Below are 14,622 nucleotides of genomic sequence, written 5' to 3'. Positions count from 1 at the left end.
GACCGATCGATGCCGCTGCACCCTGATATTGAAGGATTTCTCGAGCTGGTGGAGTTCGGCCGCCTGACCGGCAAGCGCCAGCCCATGCATGAGCTCTCGCCGCAACAGGCGCGCGAGCAGTTCGACCAGGCCTCACAGCTGCTGGACAGTGCCCCAGCAGGCAACCTGGAAATCACCCAGCTGACGATCACCAGCCGCGATGGCCAGCCACTGGCGGCGCGGACCTATCAGCGCGCCCAAGGCACGGAACAATTGCGCCCGGTGGTGGTGTATCTGCATGGCGGTGGCTATGTGGTGGGGAGCCTGGACTCTCACGACATCCTGTGCCGCCGTTTGGCCCTGGCGGGGGATTTCGTGGTGCTGTCGGCGGACTACCGCCTGGCGCCGGAGCACAAGTTTCCCACCGCGTTCAACGATGCCGAGGACGTGGTGCTGTGGCTGTTGAACGAAGGCGCCCTGCATGGCCTGGATGCCGAGCGGGTGGCGTTGGTCGGCGACAGCGTCGGTGGCAGCCTGGTGGCCGCGCTGGCGATCCGCGCCGCTTCGGCCCCGGAGCAACTGGCGTTACGGCCGAAGGTCCAGGTGCTGCTGTATCCGGTACTGGATGCGGCGGTGGAACGGCCCTCGCTGGAACGCTTCGCCGAGGGTTACCTGCTGGAGAAGCAGTCGCTGCGTTGGTTCTACCGGCAGTACGAGCGTGACGTAGCGGACCGGCTGGACTGGCGCTTCTCGCCTATCTATGCCGAGTTGCCGGCGCAGCTGGCGCCGACGATCCTGTGGCTGGCCGAGTTCGACCCGCTGCTCGATGAAGGCCTGGCTTATGCCGAACGGGTGCGTGGGGCTGGGCTTGAGATCGCATGCGAAGTCAAGGCAGGCATGACCCACGACTTTGCGCGCATGGGCGAAGTGGTAGGGGAAGTGCCTGGGATGCTGACGACGCTGGCGCAGGCAATCCAGCGGCGACTCTGAGCGCCTTGGGGCCGCTGCGCGGCCCATCGCAGGCTTCCACCAAATTGCATTCTTTCAGGGCGCCTGTTTTGCGGTGAATGGCACGGGCTCCGCCCGTGTTCGCGGGTGAACCCGCTCCCACAGGGATTGCGCAAGTCTTGAGAGCAACGCAATCCCAGTCGGAGCCAGGGCCTTATTTGCACGGTTCAGAAGTATCAAGGAATACCAACCAAAGGCAATTTGAGCTTGTCCAGCACCATAGAATCTCCCACAGGAATCATCGTCAGCCTTGCGGGCGTGGGTTGCCCGCGGAGCAGGTTGCGTGGTGGATGGCACCGGCGTTGCCGGTGTTCGCGGGTGAACCCGCTCCCACAGGTTCGGCGGTGTCCTTGAGAGCAGTGTGGTCACTCAATTCATTGGATAAGCCCACAAACCTCGGAACCAACACAGCCCCAACGAAAAAGCCGGAGCCCCACAGTGGCTCCGGCCTTCTGGTCCTGCCTGGCGACAATCAATAACTGGCGCGCAAGGTCAAGGTCAGGTTCCGCGGTTCGCCATAGAAGTTCGATCCCCAGGCGCTGTCGACCCGGTCGTAGTACTTGCGATCGAACAGGTTGTTGGCCGTCAGGGTCGAGCTCAGGTTCTCGCTGAACTTGTAGCCCACCTGCGCGGTGGTGACCGCGTACCCGCCCTGGACGAAGTCAACGGCACCACGGGTGTAGGAGGTCTCACTGACCACGCGGGTACCGCCGGCCACGTGGAAGCCTTTGAGCGCGCCGTCGAGGAACTCGTACTTGGTCCACAGGTTGAAGTTGTGCTTGGGCGTGATGGTGCTGAACTGGCTGCCTTTGCTCACGCCGTTGGTGGTGTCGTCCTCCAGCAGCTTGGTCATGGTGAAGGCATAGCCGGTGGCAATGCTCCAGTTGTCGGTCAGGTTGCCGGTCAGCTCGGTTTCCCAGCCTTGGCTGCGGACCTTGCCGCTGGCTTCGTAGCCGTTGACGCCGTTCCACTGGGCACGGTTCTCGTCGAAGATCTGGAACATCGCAAGGGACGCGTTCAGGCGGCCATCGAGCAGTTCCTGCTTCAAGCCCACTTCATACTGCTTGCCCTTGTGCGGGCCGACCATCTGCTTGCCGGTCGCGTCGGTTTCGCTCTGTGGCTTGAACACGCTGGTGTAGCTGGCGTAGGCCGAAAGCTCTGGGGTCAGCTTGTAGACGATGGCGCCGTAGGGGATGGCCTTGGCATTGGTCTCGGTGGACGGGTTGCCGAAGTTGTTGAAGAAGGTGTTGGCGTTTTTCGCATCTGCCTCGAACCAGGTCACGCGGCTGCCCAGAATCACGTCCAGCTCGTCGGTCACGCTGAGCTTGGTACGCCCGTAGATCCCGTACTGCTCGCTCTTGGAATAGTTGAAGTTGGTGTGGGGCATGTCCAGGTGCGGCAGGTCGTTGGCGCCGCCGATGCCGATCGGAAAGCCGTCCGCCCAGCCGTCGCCGTCAAGGTCCGCGGTGCCGTAGGTGAAGGCTTTGTCCAGGTGCTGGTATTCGCCGCCGAGGGTGAACTCGTGGGTGCGCCCGGCAAAGGTGAACGGCGAGGTGACGAAGCTGTCCAGGCCCAGGGTCTTGATGCGGGTGTAGTAGGAGTACATCGACGCCATGGCGGTGTTGGTTGCTGGGTCCACGCCGTCGGTGGTCCAGGTGAACTCGCGGGTCGGGGTGCGGGCGTCGCGGTAGGTCAGCGAGGTCTTCCACTGGCCGCCGTTGTCCAGCGCGTGGTCGAGCTCGGTGAAGGCTTCCCAGGTCTCTTCCTTGAGGGTGTTCCACTTGGCGTCGATGTAAGTGTGGCGGCCCACGTCCAGCAGCTTGCCGTTGGCATAGGCCGGCAGGCCGAACGCGGGGGTGGAGTCGTTTTTCTGGTAGGCACCGCCGAACGACAGGGTGGTGCTCGGGTCCAGGTCCATTTCCAGGCGGCCGTAGAACATCGGGCGTTCGTTCTCGACGTAGTCGACGAACGACTTGTTGTTCTCATAGGCGGTGACCGCGCGACCGCGGATCGTGCCTTCGGCGTTCAGCGGGCCGGTGACGTCGACCATGGTGCGGTAGCGGTCCCAGGAACCTGCGGCCACCTCGCCGTTCAGGGCGAAGGTGTCCAGGGCGCGCTTGCGCACCACGTTGATGGTCCCGGCAGGCTCGCCCGAGCCCGCGTACAGGCCGCTCGGGCCGCGCAGCACTTCGACGCGGTCGTACATGGCCAGGTCGAAGCTGGTGGCCATGTCGCCTTGGCCGGTGATCTGCGAGACGCCATCGACCTGCACCTGGTCCACCAAGAAGCCGCGCATGTACACGTCGTTGAGGCTGGAGCCGGTGTTGTAGGTCTTGATGGTGGCGCCGGTGACCTGGCGCATCGCGTCCTGCAGGTTGTTCATGTTCTGGTCATCCATGCGCTGGCGGGTGACCACGGTCACCGACTGCGGGATGTCCTTCAGGCGTTCGGTGCCTTTGCCGATGGTCACTGCCTGGGCTGCATAGGAATGCGTGCCTTCGGAGGTGGCACTCAGGGCCTTGCCGTCGATCTGGATGTTCCCCAACTCCAGAGCGTCGCCGGCCGAGGGCCCCTGCAGGGTGACTTGAGAGCCGTCGATGCTGTAGCGCACACCGGTGCCTTGCAGCATCTGGCGCAGGGCCTGTTGCGGGTCCAGGCGGCCATTGACCGCGGTGGAGCGCTTGCCGCCGACCGTCTCGGGGCTGAACAGGATCTGCAGGTTGGTCTGCTGGCCGAGGGCTTGTAGCGCCGAACCCAGCGGTTGCGACGGGATGTTCAACTGGATTTCCTGGGCCTGGACGATGGCCGCGCAAGGCAGCATGAGAGCCAGGGCCAGCGGTGACAGTGCGTGTTTGACAGACATCGTGTTTCCTTCGAAGGAACTTGTAATTTTTGGGGTTAATGAGAGCTGTTCGTATTCAAGAAGAAGACGCATAGCCTTCTGAAAACCGGAAAAATTTCTTACGGGCCGTAAAAAAGGTGACGCGCCTGAGGTTCAGGCGCGTTCGGTCAAGGGATGCAGTTGGCCGCCGCGTACGTCGATGAGCTGGTCGGCCAGGTCGAAATAGCGGTCGTCGTGGGAGATCACGATCACTGTCTTGCCCTGGCGTTTGAGATCCGGCAGCAGCTCGGTGTAGAAGACCTTGCGAAACGCCGGATCCTGGTCGGCGGCCCATTCGTCGAACACCAGCACCGGGCGCTCGTCGAGCCAGGCGTGCAGCAGGGCCAGGCGCTTGCGCTGGCCGGTGGACAGGTCGGTGGTGGAGAACGCGCCGTCGCGGATGGTCACCTTGTGCGCCAGCTCCAGGCGTTCGAGGTAGGCCTGGGTATGCTCGGGCAGCACGCCCTTGCGTTCGAGCAGCTCCTGGAACAGGAAGAAGTCGGCGAACACGGTGGTGAACAGCTGGCGATAGTCGTCACGCTGGGCAGGGCCGATGACCTGGCCGTTGAGCAGCACCTGGCCACCGTGGGGCTCATACAGGCCCAGCAACAGCTTGATCAGGGTGGTTTTGCCGCTGCCGTTCTGGCCGACGATGAACAGCAGCTCGCCCGGCGTGACCTTCAGGTCCAGCGGCCCCATGCCAAAGGCAGGCAGGCCGTCGACGCTGGGGAAGGTATAGGTCAACCCGCGCAGCTCCAGGCTTTTGAGCGTGGGGCGTGGGCCGGTCTCGGTGCCGGGCAGCAGGAACGGCTCGGGTGTGGAGAAGGCGGCGTTCATCTCGGCGATGCGCTTGACGGCGACGGCGTTGCGGCTGATCAGCGGCAGCAGGCTGAGCACCGATTCCATCGGGCCTTTCATGAACAGCAGGGTCATGATGAAACCGCTGAGCACGTTGTTTTCGACCGGTACGCCCCAGGTCTGCAGGGCCAGGCACAGGCCGATGACCATGAAGAACAGCAGCGAGCCGAAAGTGCTGGCGCTCAGGAAGATGTTCACCGAGCGGATCTGCAACGCGGCGATGCGCTGCACGGTGGGGATCACCTGTTCGCGGTACAGGGTGTGCCGGCGCTGGCGATGCATGCGCAGCTCCTTGGCCCCCTCGGCCATGCTGCGGTAGTACTTCTGCAACTGGTCTTCTTCTTCGCGCGCCGCTTCGAAACCACCCATGCCATGGCTACGTGCCACGTACTGGGCAATACAGCCCAGCACCACCGCACTGGCGGTGATCAGGAACATCGTCCCGTCGAGCATCGCCAGGTAGCCCAGGCAGCCCAGGGTCACGGTCAGGGAGACGATCAACTGCGGCAGGCCGAAGGTGAAGTCGCTCACGGTGTCGATGTCGTGGGTCAGCACCGGGATCAGGCGATGGCTACGGTAGCGCTCCAACTGCTCGATCGGGGCGCAGAGCACCTTGCCGCCCAGGGAGATGCGCAGGCGCGCGATCACATGCTGGCCAACGTAGTTGGTGCCGATGTTCGCGGCGATGGCGCAGCCCAAAGCCAGTGCGCACAGCCCGGCAAAGCCGAGCATGACCGCGCTGCCGATGGCCTGCTCGCTGTGCATCAGGGCGTTGATCCGCGCCAGCAGCGCCGTCACGCTCAGGCCGCCGACGATCCCCAGCACGATGGAGATGGCCAGGGTGGGCAGCAACGGGCGCAGGATCGAAAGCAGTTCGCGGGATGTAGCCTTTGTCGAGCTCATGAAGCGTCCTCAGGAAAGGGCCGCGCGTTACGCGCGGCTCAGGGCGACGGCTTCACGCAGCCCGGCTCGCTGGCCGGCCAGGGTCTGGTACAGCGACTGGCCGATTTCGCTGGCGCGCATCGGCAGCACCGAGAGCAAGGTGTCGGACAAACCATGGGAGCTTTCGCAGAAGCCTTGCAGGTACACCGCCGCCTGCAGGTCGTCGCTGGCCAGGGCCCGGTAGTCGCGATCGACCACGAAGTCCTTCAGGTGCTGTTGCAGTGGCGCCAGGAGTTCGCGGTGCGAGCGGCGCTCGTAGCCGGTGGCGAGGATCACCGCGTCGTAGCGGTGGGTCTGTTGCTGGTGGGTGGCCAGGTCCTGCAGGGTCAGTTCGATGCCCTCGGCGGTGGCGGTGGCCGCCTCGACCTGGCGTCGGCAGAGCACGGCGTGGCGGAACTGGTGGGCGACCTTCTGGCGATAGAGGATGCCGTAGATGCGCTCGAGCAGGTCGATGTCCACGACCGAGTAGTTGGTGTTGTGGTACTCGTCGATCAGTTTCTTGCGCTCGGGTTGGCTCTGGTTGAACACCAGGTCCGTGTACTGCGGCGCGAAGATTTCGTTGACGAACGGGCTGTCGTCGGCGGGCTTGAGCGCCGAGGCGCGCACGATCATGTCGACTTTCACCGACGGATAGCTGTCGTTCAGGTCGATGAAGGCCTCCGCCGCGCTCTGGCCAGAGCCGATGATGGCGATGCGCATCGGCTTGCCTTCGCTGCAGGGCAGGGCGGCCAGGCTCTTGAGGTAGGTGGAGTGATGGAAGACCCGCGGATCACCCTTGAACGCGGCGAAGGTCGCCGGCACTTTCGGCGTGCCGCCGGTGCCGACCACCACCGAACGGGCTAGACGGCGACGCTCCTGGCCGGCTGCGTCGCGGGAGATCACTTGCAGGTGCTGGATGCGCCCGGCTTCCAGTACCGGCTCGATGCGTACCACTTCCTCGCCATAGGCGGCCTGGGTGGCGAAGTGATCGGCCGCCCAGCGCAGGTAGTCGTTGTACTCCAGGCGGCAGGGGTAGAAGGTGCCCAGGTTGACGAAGTCGACCAGGCGCTGCTTCTGGTGCAGGTAATTGACGAAGCTGTAGGGGCTGGTCGGGTTGCGCAAAGACACCAGGTCCTTGAGGAAGGAGATCTGCAGTTCGCTCTGGGTGGCCAGGGTGTCGCCGTGCCAGCGGTAGTTGCGCTGCTTGTCGATGAACAGGGCATCGAGGGCGTAGCCGTGGGTGTCGGCGAGCTCTTCCAGGGCGATGGCCAAGGCCAGGTTGGAAGGGCCGAAGCCGACGCCAATGAGGTCGTGAAGGGGCTCGGAGGTAGGGTGCTGGCTCATGGTTGACGATTCCTCGGGGTCTGTCGAAGGTGGGTGCCGTGACGGCACCCGGGTCCTGCGCATGTACACCGATAGAACGAGCCGTCAGCCGTGCAATTTAGAACTCTTCTCGTTCTCGAGTTCGCGGACGACGCGAAAGCCGATCCAGTCGCCGCGGTCATCCGGATAGGTCTGATTGCGGTTGCCCGAGCGGGAGAAAATCGGTGCCTCGCCCCAGTCGTTGCCGCGCAGTTGCACCAGCTCGCAGTTGGGCTCCTTCCAAGCGCTGCCGTCGCTGGGCGCGCCGATGTAGCTGTCGTGGTAGCAGTCGGCGGTCCACTCGTAGACATTGCCGTGCATGTCGTACAGGCCAAAGGCGTTGGGTGGGTAGCTGCCCACGGGGGCGGTGTAGCTGTAGCCGTCCTTGGGGCCGTAGACGTTGGCGTGGCGGGTGATTTCGTAGTCGGCATCCGGGTCCAGGGGGAAGGGGAACGGCCCGGTGCTGCCGGCACGGGCGGCGTATTCGCGCTCCGCCTCGCTGATCATGCGGTAGGTATGGCCGGTCTTTTTCGACAGCCACGCGACATAGGCCTCGACATCCTTGTAGCTCATGCACACGGCAGGATGGCGGTCGGCGGTTTTGGGGTCGAGCTTGTAGCTCGGCACGCTGTTGGTGCAGCGCCGGCCTGGACGATCGTCACCGTCGGCGATGACTGTGCCGGTCTGCTTGAGGTAGGCCTTCCACTGGCCTGCGGTGACGTGAAAACGGCTGACGGCGAAGGGCTTGTCGAGAGTCACCAGGTGCATCGGGCCTTCATCGGCCTGACGACCGGGCTCGTCATCCGGAGTGCCCATCTGGAAGCTGCCGGCTGGCAGCACCACCATCTGCGGGCAGTCCTTGCAGTCCTGGAACACCTCGCCGGGCTTGTGGTCGTGAGCGCCTTGCGCCGGGCGTGCGAGCAGGCAGCCGAGCAGGCTGAGTAGGGATAACGGGCGTAGCAGGTTCGCGGGCATCGTGGGTTCCTTCCTGTAGCGGTCAAAGCGTGCGCTGGAGCAGTGCGAGGGTGCGGTCGATCTCCTGCTCGTTGTTGAGCAGCCCCGGTGCGGTGCGAATCACCGGACCCGCGTCGCGGTACACGGCATCGACCATCACCCGGTTCTCGATCAGGTAGTTGGCGTAGCGGTCCTGGTCTTCCTGGCCCTTGACGCGGAAGAAGGTGAAACCGGCCGAATGGGTGCTGCCTTGCGGGGTGACCAGTTGCAGTGAATCGATCTCTGCCAGGCGCTGTTTGAAGTAGTCGTTGAGCTGGTGGATGCGCGCCTGCACGTCGGCCTTGCCCAGTTGCAGGTGCAGTTCGAAGGCCTTGCCCGCCGACCAGCGGTGCTCGAAGCTGTGATAGCCCCCGGGCGTCATGATGGTGGCGAAGTCCTCGTCCTCGGAGAAGGTGGCGAAGGTGGGCACCAGATGGTCTTGCAGTTTTTCGCTGGCGGCGCAGATCAGCCCTGTACCCCGCGGGCCGAACATCCACTTGTGGGTGCCGGCGATGAAGTAGTCGCAGTTGAAGTCGGCGAACTGCGCATCCTCCACGCCAAACCCATGCACGCCGTCGACCACGTAGATGATGCGGTCCTGCTCGTCGCGGTCACGATTGTGCCGGCGCACCAGCTCACCGATCTGGCCGATAGGCAGTTTCACGCCGCTGCCCGAGTGCACCCAGGTCATGCCCAGTACGCGGGTGTTGGGGCCGATGGCGCGGTCGAGGGTCTCCAGGATGCGTTCGGTGCTGACATTCCAGGCCTCGTCGAACAGGCGCAGCTTGCGCACCTGGGTGCCCTGGCGACGTTGGCGCAGATCGAAGCTGGTGTTGGCCGAGTAGTGCTCGTGCTCGGTGGTGAGGATCTCTTGGTGTGGCGCCACTTTCAGGCCCGCGTAGATCATCCCCAGGCCTTCGGTGGTGCTGCCGGTCAGGGCGATCTGGCGCGGCTTGACGCCCAGGTAGCGCCCGGCCCATTCACGCACGTCGGCCTCGCGCTTCCACACCGCCTGGCTGTGCCAGTCCATCCACTGCGCCGGGTTGCGGTCGAGCTCGGCGCGGTAGCGGTCGATGCTCTCCTGCACCGGGCGGGGGTGAGTGGTCACCAGGAAATTGGACAGGTGAATGACGTCCGGCGCCTGGGGGAACAGCGTGCGCAGCTGGCGCCACTTGTCCTTGCCGGTCAGCGGCACCGCAGGTGCGCTGCTGGCCAGGGCGTGGGGCATCATCGGCAGGCTGGCGGCCAGCAGGCCGGCTTGCTTGAGGAAAGTACGGCGATTGCTCATGAGCGGTCAGGCCTTGATCAGCGGGTGGCGACGGGGTGGGCGGATTTTTGTACCTGCTCCCACACGCGCAGGAAGTTGCCGGCCCACAGCTTGGCGATGTCGGTTTCGCTGTAGCCGCGGGTCAGCAGTTCGGCGGTGACGTTGCGGATTTCGCTGACGTCCTTCCAGCCCTCCAGGCCGCCGCCGTCGTTGAAGTCCGAACTGATGCCGACATGGTCGATGCCGACTTTCTTGATGGTGTAGTCGATGGCGTCGACGTACTGTTTGAGGGTGGCCTTGGGTTCTTCTTCGAGGATGCCGTAGAGGGCGCTTGCGTATTCGCCGAAGCGCGCCTCGGGCCAGATGGCGATCACCGCATCGCCCGGCATCAGGGCGTTGGCCAGGCCCTGCAAGGGCGGCAGGTCGAAACGCGCGCGCAGGGCTTCGAGCTTGTCCAGCACCGGCTTGCCCAGCGGTTTCAGGTACTGGCCGAAGCCGACCACCTGGATCACGCCGCCGCTGTCCTTGATCAGTTGCATCTCTTTGTCCGAGAGGTTGCGCGGGATGTCCACCAGCGCCCGTGGCGCTGAGTGGGAGGCGACGATCGGGGCGCGGGAGAGGCGCGCGACGTCGTCCAGGGCCAGTGTGGACATCTGCGACACATCGATGATCACGCCCAAGTCGTTCAGGCGCTTGACTGCCTGCTCGCCCAGCGGCGACAAGCCGCCCAGGGCGTCGGCGGTGTCGTTGAAGAACGGCAGCGGGCGTGAGGAGTCGGCCCAGTCGTTGTTGCCGGTGTAGCTGAAACCGAACATGCGCATGCCACGCGCGGCCCACAGGTCGAGCTGCGAAAGATCGTGGCCGAGGGGGTAGGCGTTGAGCATGCTGATGAAGATGGCGAACTTGCCTTCGCCGTTCAGGCGCCGGAAGTCCTCGGGGGTGTAGGCGATGCCGACCTGATTGGGAAAGTCGCGGACCATGCCGGTGATGATCTTGTAGCGCACTTCCTGCTGGTGGCGGGCTTCGTCGACGAAGCCTGGGGTGGGGCGGTGCGGGGCGTTGGGGCCGTTCCAGATCTCCGGCCAGCCGAACAGGGTCAGCGCCGCGCCAGAGAGCCGGCCACGGCCAGCCTTGACCAGGTCGAACTGGCCGGGACCGTCCTTGTCGAGCTCATTGCCCGCCGTGCCCAGGTCCAGTGGCACGGTCACGTGGCTGTCGAAGGACAGCATGTGTTCGTGCAGGGCGTTGGCCTGTTCGACGATGGGGCGCGGGTAGCCAGGGTCCTGGCCGAACCAGTGGAAGTAGCCAGCGGCGCCAAGGGCCGCTACCAAGGCCAGGGGCAGGCCGATGTACAGGGCTTTGCGGGAACGGGTCGTGGTCATTGCCATCTCGTTGCGGGGCTGATCGGGGCGAGGTGCCAGGCAGGTGGAGGCCAGGGCAGGGCTCGGGTATCAGGTGGACGAGTGGCGGGGCGGCAAATTTATTGCCGAGGGCTGCGATTCAAGAAGTGCGCCGGGCGGCCGATAGTACTTGCGTCGAAATAGCCCCCCGGGGCAGGGAGAAACACATGGTAGGCATCACAGGGATCAACATCGCCAGCCCATCGTTGGCCACGGCCACCCAGGCGGCCGAGGCAGACAAGGCCGAGCAGGGCAAGCCGGCGAGCGTGCAGGCCGACCTTTCCGGGCTGCGTGAAACCGGGCAGGCCAAACAGGCCAAGCAGGCGCAAAGCGCCGAGGACAGCGGTGAGCCGCCGCACATCAAGCAACTGCGGGAGATGATCAAGAAGCTGCAGAAGCAGCTGGCCGAGGAGCAGAAGCAATTGGCGCAGTTGGCGGCCCAGAACATGGACGAAACCAGCAAGCTGGCAGCGATCACCGCCAAGCAGGCGAGCATCGCCACGATCAGTGGTGAGATTCAGGCGGCCACCGCACAACTGCTGGAAGCCCTGAGCAAAACCGGCGGCAGCAGCGCCGGCGGTATGGTCAGTACCCAGGCCTGAAACCGGGGGGGCGCATTCGCGGGTGAACCCGCTCCCCCAGGTTCTGCGGTGCTTTCAAGAACCCCGCTATACCTGTGGGAGATTCTATAGGTGCCGGACAAGCTTGAATCGCCTTCAGTTGCTGTCCCTTGACACTTTTCAGCCGTGCAAATACCAGCCCTGGCGCGGTTCCCACAGGCACAGCGGTGTTGTTGAGAACATCGGAGAAGCTGTGGGGGCGGGTTTACCCGCGAAGCAAACGCCTCGGTGAATGGCACCGGCTGCGCCGGTGTTCGCGGGTAAACCCGCTCCCACAGCGCTCGCGTCGATCCGAAAGGCATCGCTGAACCTGCCCCTGCAGAGCCAGCGCAGCGCCAAAGAGCACCGCTAAACCTGTAGCGGGTTTACCCGCGAAGAAGGCGCCGCGAAACAAGGTTGGCACGCCCTTGCAGCCTTGCATGGCCGCTCAGCCCCCAACCAGGGGGCGCCTTGAGCATCGCGGATCAGTCGTTGGCCAGGCGCGGGCGGCTCTGGCGGTCTGCCTTGTACTGCATGGCCACCGCTGGCGCCGGCTTGGCGCTGCCAGTCTCCAGCCATTGGCGCATACGGCTGGCATCGGCGAAGTGGGTGTACTTGCCGAAGGCATCCAGGATCACCATGGCCACCGGGCGGTTGTCCATCTTGGTCAGCAGCACCAGGCAATGGCCAGCCTCGTTGGTAAAGCCGGTCTTGGTCAGCTTGATGTCCCAGTTGCTCTTGTTGACCAAGTGGTCGGTATTACGGAAGCCCAGCGTGTAGTTGGGTTTGCGGAACGCCACGGTCTTCTCGCGGGTGGTGGACAGCTCGCTGAGCATCGGGTACTTGCGCGAGGCCATCAACAACTTGGCCAGGTCACGGGCCGTGGAAACGTTCTGGGTCGAAAGGCCGGTGGGCTCGACATAGCGCGTGTGCGCCATGCCCAAGCTGCGAGCCTTGGCGTTCATCGCCTTGATGAAGGCCCCATAGCCACCCGGATAGGCGTTGGCCAGGCTGTTGGCCGCACGGTTCTCCGAGGACATCAGGGTGATCAGCAGGGTCTCGCGACGGTCGAGCTGGCTGCCGAGCCGTACGCGAGAGTAGACGCCTTTCATCTCCGGGTTGTTGGCGATCGTCATGGTGAGCATCTCATCCATGGGCAGCTTGGCGTCCAGCACCACCATGGCGGTCATCAATTTGGTGACCGAGGCGATGGGCACCACGCGGTCGGCATGGCTGGAATACAACTCCTGGTTGGTATTCAGGTCGATCAGCAGGGCGCTGCCGGAGGCCAGGTGCAGCTTGGCGGGGTCGCGTTGTACCTGGGCCGGGGGTTGTGCAGCAGCGGTCGACGGAAGGGTCGCGGTTCCTGTGAGCAACAGCAGCAGGCTGAGGATGGACAGGGAAGTTTTCACGTTGAGGCTCACTAAAAGTTGGTATGTCGTTGGCTGTGCAAGGGTTTCCCCCAAAAAACCGATGCATTTTGGAGTATGGCTGATCGGCTGTCGATTGCTCGTTGAGCGCGGGGGACGAAATGAAAAAACCTTCATGCTGGAACGGTTCCGCGCACTCCGTCCGTCGGCTGGATGCCTATTGCGGTATGGGGATTACCCGCAAAGGGGTGGAGGATCAACAGAAGATTTCGCGGGTAAACCCGCACACAGGGGCTGCGCAGTGATGGCATTCACGACGGGTAAAAAAAGCCCGCCAAAAAGGCGGGCAATAGAGGCTTGGGGGAGCAACGCACAACAAATTCGGTCAGGCCAACAGGCTGGCGGCCTGTAGGCGCTCGGCAAGGGCCTGGGCGGTGGCGCGGGAGGTCAGCGGGCCGCTGACGGTCTCGCCATTGCGGGTCAGGTACCAGCAGGCCAGTAGCCCCTGTTCACGCAGGGTAGCGGGGACGGCGCTGCCGATGACGGACATGATCTGGATAGTGGCCATGGAGGAACCTCCTGTGTGACATGGGGCTACCTTATCGGGCATCCGATGCGGCTTGAAATCAACTTCCTCAATAGTGCTAATCAGTTATATCAACGTTAAGTCAGGTACAAGGCAGTCCCTCTGTTACGCTACGTAAACGATTCAGCTTAGGAGAGCGGGGCAATGACGATTCCACCGAGCAGAGACACCGTGCTGTGCATTTCCCTGGCCGGTCGTCCCGGTACGTTCGGGGTGCGTTTCCACAATCACCTCTACCGGCAGTTGGGCCTGGACTACTACTACAAGGCCATGACCACCCAGGACTTGCCCGCCGCCGTGGCAGGGATTCGCGCCTTAGGGATTCGTGGCTGCGGTGTGTCGATGCCCTATAAAGAAGCCTGCATGGCCTTGGTCGATGAAATCGATCCCTCGGCGGCGGCCATTGAGTCGGTCAATACCCTGGTCAACGAGGACGGGTACCTGAAGGCCTACAACACCGATTACCTGGCGGTGCGTCAGTTGCTCGAGCGCCATCAAGTAGACCCTGGCACCGCGTTCGCCCTGCGTGGCAGTGGTGGCATGGCCAAGGCGGTGGCCAGCGCCTTGCGTGATGCCGGATTCGCCGAAGGCATCATCGTGGCGCGCAACGAGCAGGCCGGGCGGCAACTAGCGGATGTGTGTGGCTATCGCTGGCTGCCGGAGCTGGGCGACCTGTGCCCGCCGATGCTGGTGAACGTGACGCCTATCGGCATGGCCGGCGGCCCCGAGGCAGATGAGCTGGCGTTCACCTCGGACGCCATCGCCGCCGCGCAGCAGGTGTTCGATGTGGTCGCGATGCCGGCACGCACGCCGTTGATCCGTTATGCCGAGGCGCTGGGCAAGCCGGTGATTACCGGCTTGGAGGTGATCGCCTTGCAAGCGCTGGAGCAGTTCGTGCTGTATACCGGCGTGCGGCCGAGCGATGAGCAGGTGGCGGCGGCGGTGGCGTTTGCGCGGGAGGTTTAGCGTCGGCAGGCGCCCTATGGGAGCGGGTTTACCTGCGAAAGCGGTGGTGCACTCGTCGATGCATTCGCGGGTGAGCTCGCTCCCTCAGGAGCATCAGCGTCGAGTCGTCAGAACACCTGGTGATCGCCGTCGAGCTGCTGATCGACCAGCCAGCGGCCATGGGCCAGCGCGGCGTGCTGGGCATTCTCCAGATCGGACAGGAAGGCCATCTTCATCGGCAGTGCCAGGCGGCGGCTGGTGTGGCCTTCCGGATCGGTGATCAGGCAGCCGGCTGCGAACGGCAGGGGCGACCCAGGGTGGGTCATGACGCTCGCGGTGATGGTGTGGTCGCGGTATTCACAGTGAAGGGTTTGCATCGTCCTTTACCTCGCTGTGGCTTGGAAGCGGTCTATTCCATATACCACAGCGAGGGGCCGGGAGTTCCCGGCCCGA

At 64.1% G+C, this 14,622-nt stretch carries 12 protein-coding genes; 3 read left to right on the top strand and 9 right to left on the bottom strand.

What is annotated here, in order from left to right; genetic code table 11:
- The first annotated feature begins 9 nt into the window (after window positions 1-9).
- A complete protein-coding gene (locus ACNFCH_RS12775; RefSeq protein WP_337158253.1) occupies window positions 10-969 on the top strand; it encodes an alpha/beta hydrolase in 960 nt (319 codons plus the stop codon).
- Between the two features lie 490 nt (window positions 970-1,459).
- Here the strand turns inward: ACNFCH_RS12775 and ACNFCH_RS12770 are convergent, their stop codons facing one another.
- The 6 genes from ACNFCH_RS12770 to pvdM all read right to left on the bottom strand — a co-directional run bounded on the left by ACNFCH_RS12770 (window position 1,460) and on the right by pvdM (window position 10,651).
- Entirely contained in the window at window positions 1,460-3,850 is a 2,391-nt protein-coding gene (locus tag ACNFCH_RS12770; protein ID WP_337158254.1) for a TonB-dependent siderophore receptor, read from the bottom strand.
- A 132-nt stretch (window positions 3,851-3,982) separates the two neighbouring features.
- Entirely contained in the window at window positions 3,983-5,629 is a 1,647-nt protein-coding gene (locus ACNFCH_RS12765; RefSeq protein WP_337158255.1) for a cyclic peptide export ABC transporter, read from the bottom strand.
- A gap of 27 nt (window positions 5,630-5,656) precedes the next feature.
- On the bottom strand, window positions 5,657-6,991 hold the full coding sequence (locus tag ACNFCH_RS12760) for a lysine N(6)-hydroxylase/L-ornithine N(5)-oxygenase family protein (protein ID WP_337158256.1): 1,335 nt from the start codon (window positions 6,989-6,991) through the stop codon (window positions 5,657-5,659).
- Between the two features lie 84 nt (window positions 6,992-7,075).
- A complete protein-coding gene (locus tag ACNFCH_RS12755) occupies window positions 7,076-7,984 on the bottom strand; it encodes a formylglycine-generating enzyme family protein (RefSeq protein ID WP_337158257.1) in 909 nt (302 codons plus the stop codon).
- 22 nt (window positions 7,985-8,006) lie between these two features.
- Window positions 8,007-9,290, bottom strand: a complete 1,284-nt coding sequence (locus ACNFCH_RS12750; RefSeq protein ID WP_337158258.1) for an aminotransferase class V-fold PLP-dependent enzyme — start codon at window positions 9,288-9,290, stop codon at window positions 8,007-8,009.
- Window positions 9,291-9,307: 17 nt separating this feature from the next.
- On the bottom strand, window positions 9,308-10,651 hold the full coding sequence (pvdM, locus tag ACNFCH_RS12745; protein WP_416742910.1) for a pyoverdine-tailoring dipeptidase-like protein PvdM: 1,344 nt from the start codon (window positions 10,649-10,651) through the stop codon (window positions 9,308-9,310).
- Between the two features lie 185 nt (window positions 10,652-10,836).
- Between pvdM and ACNFCH_RS12740 the strand changes: the two genes are divergently transcribed.
- Window positions 10,837-11,271 (top strand): hypothetical protein, encoded by a 435-nt coding sequence (locus tag ACNFCH_RS12740; RefSeq protein ID WP_337158260.1) that lies wholly within the window; start codon window positions 10,837-10,839, stop codon window positions 11,269-11,271.
- A gap of 482 nt (window positions 11,272-11,753) precedes the next feature.
- Here ACNFCH_RS12740 and pbpG read toward each other — a convergent pair whose 3' ends face one another.
- Both pbpG and ACNFCH_RS12730 read right to left on the bottom strand, forming a co-directional pair.
- The gene (pbpG, locus tag ACNFCH_RS12735) at window positions 11,754-12,680 is read right to left on the bottom strand and encodes a D-alanyl-D-alanine endopeptidase (protein ID WP_070091015.1); all 927 of its coding nucleotides are present in this window, start codon (window positions 12,678-12,680) and stop codon (window positions 11,754-11,756) included.
- Window positions 12,681-13,023: 343 nt separating this feature from the next.
- The gene (locus tag ACNFCH_RS12730; RefSeq protein WP_196168150.1) at window positions 13,024-13,206 is read right to left on the bottom strand and encodes a hypothetical protein; all 183 of its coding nucleotides are present in this window, start codon (window positions 13,204-13,206) and stop codon (window positions 13,024-13,026) included.
- 162 nt (window positions 13,207-13,368) lie between these two features.
- On the opposite strand from ACNFCH_RS12730, the gene ACNFCH_RS12725 reads away from it, so the two are divergent.
- Entirely contained in the window at window positions 13,369-14,190 is an 822-nt protein-coding gene (locus ACNFCH_RS12725) for a shikimate 5-dehydrogenase (protein ID WP_337158261.1), read from the top strand.
- A 107-nt stretch (window positions 14,191-14,297) separates the two neighbouring features.
- Here ACNFCH_RS12725 and ACNFCH_RS12720 read toward each other — a convergent pair whose 3' ends face one another.
- Entirely contained in the window at window positions 14,298-14,546 is a 249-nt protein-coding gene (locus ACNFCH_RS12720; RefSeq protein WP_337158262.1) for a hypothetical protein, read from the bottom strand.
- Window positions 14,547-14,622: the final 76 nt, after the last annotated feature.

Origin of the sequence: Pseudomonas sp. NY15354, from assembly GCF_048068075.1 — a bacterium.
In the GTDB taxonomy this organism is placed as follows: Bacteria; Pseudomonadota; Gammaproteobacteria; order Pseudomonadales; family Pseudomonadaceae; genus Aquipseudomonas; species Aquipseudomonas guariconensis_C.
This window is presented reverse-complemented; position numbering and strand designations above follow the sequence as displayed.

Coding starts and splice junctions, on each gene's coding strand:
- ACNFCH_RS12775 (WP_337158253.1), top strand. CDS start 10: ATGCCGCTGCACCCTGATATTGAAGGATTTCTCGAGCTGGTGGAGTTC.
- ACNFCH_RS12770 (WP_337158254.1), bottom strand. CDS start 3,850: ATGTCTGTCAAACACGCACTGTCACCGCTGGCCCTGGCTCTCATGCTG.
- ACNFCH_RS12765 (WP_337158255.1), bottom strand. CDS start 5,629: ATGAGCTCGACAAAGGCTACATCCCGCGAACTGCTTTCGATCCTGCGC.
- ACNFCH_RS12760 (WP_337158256.1), bottom strand. CDS start 6,991: ATGAGCCAGCACCCTACCTCCGAGCCCCTTCACGACCTCATTGGCGTC.
- ACNFCH_RS12755 (WP_337158257.1), bottom strand. CDS start 7,984: ATGCCCGCGAACCTGCTACGCCCGTTATCCCTACTCAGCCTGCTCGGC.
- ACNFCH_RS12750 (WP_337158258.1), bottom strand. CDS start 9,290: ATGAGCAATCGCCGTACTTTCCTCAAGCAAGCCGGCCTGCTGGCCGCC.
- pvdM (WP_416742910.1), bottom strand. CDS start 10,651: ATGACCACGACCCGTTCCCGCAAAGCCCTGTACATCGGCCTGCCCCTG.
- ACNFCH_RS12740 (WP_337158260.1), top strand. CDS start 10,837: ATGGTAGGCATCACAGGGATCAACATCGCCAGCCCATCGTTGGCCACG.
- ACNFCH_RS12730 (WP_196168150.1), bottom strand. CDS start 13,206: ATGGCCACTATCCAGATCATGTCCGTCATCGGCAGCGCCGTCCCCGCT.
- ACNFCH_RS12725 (WP_337158261.1), top strand. CDS start 13,369: ATGACGATTCCACCGAGCAGAGACACCGTGCTGTGCATTTCCCTGGCC.
- ACNFCH_RS12720 (WP_337158262.1), bottom strand. CDS start 14,546: ATGCAAACCCTTCACTGTGAATACCGCGACCACACCATCACCGCGAGC.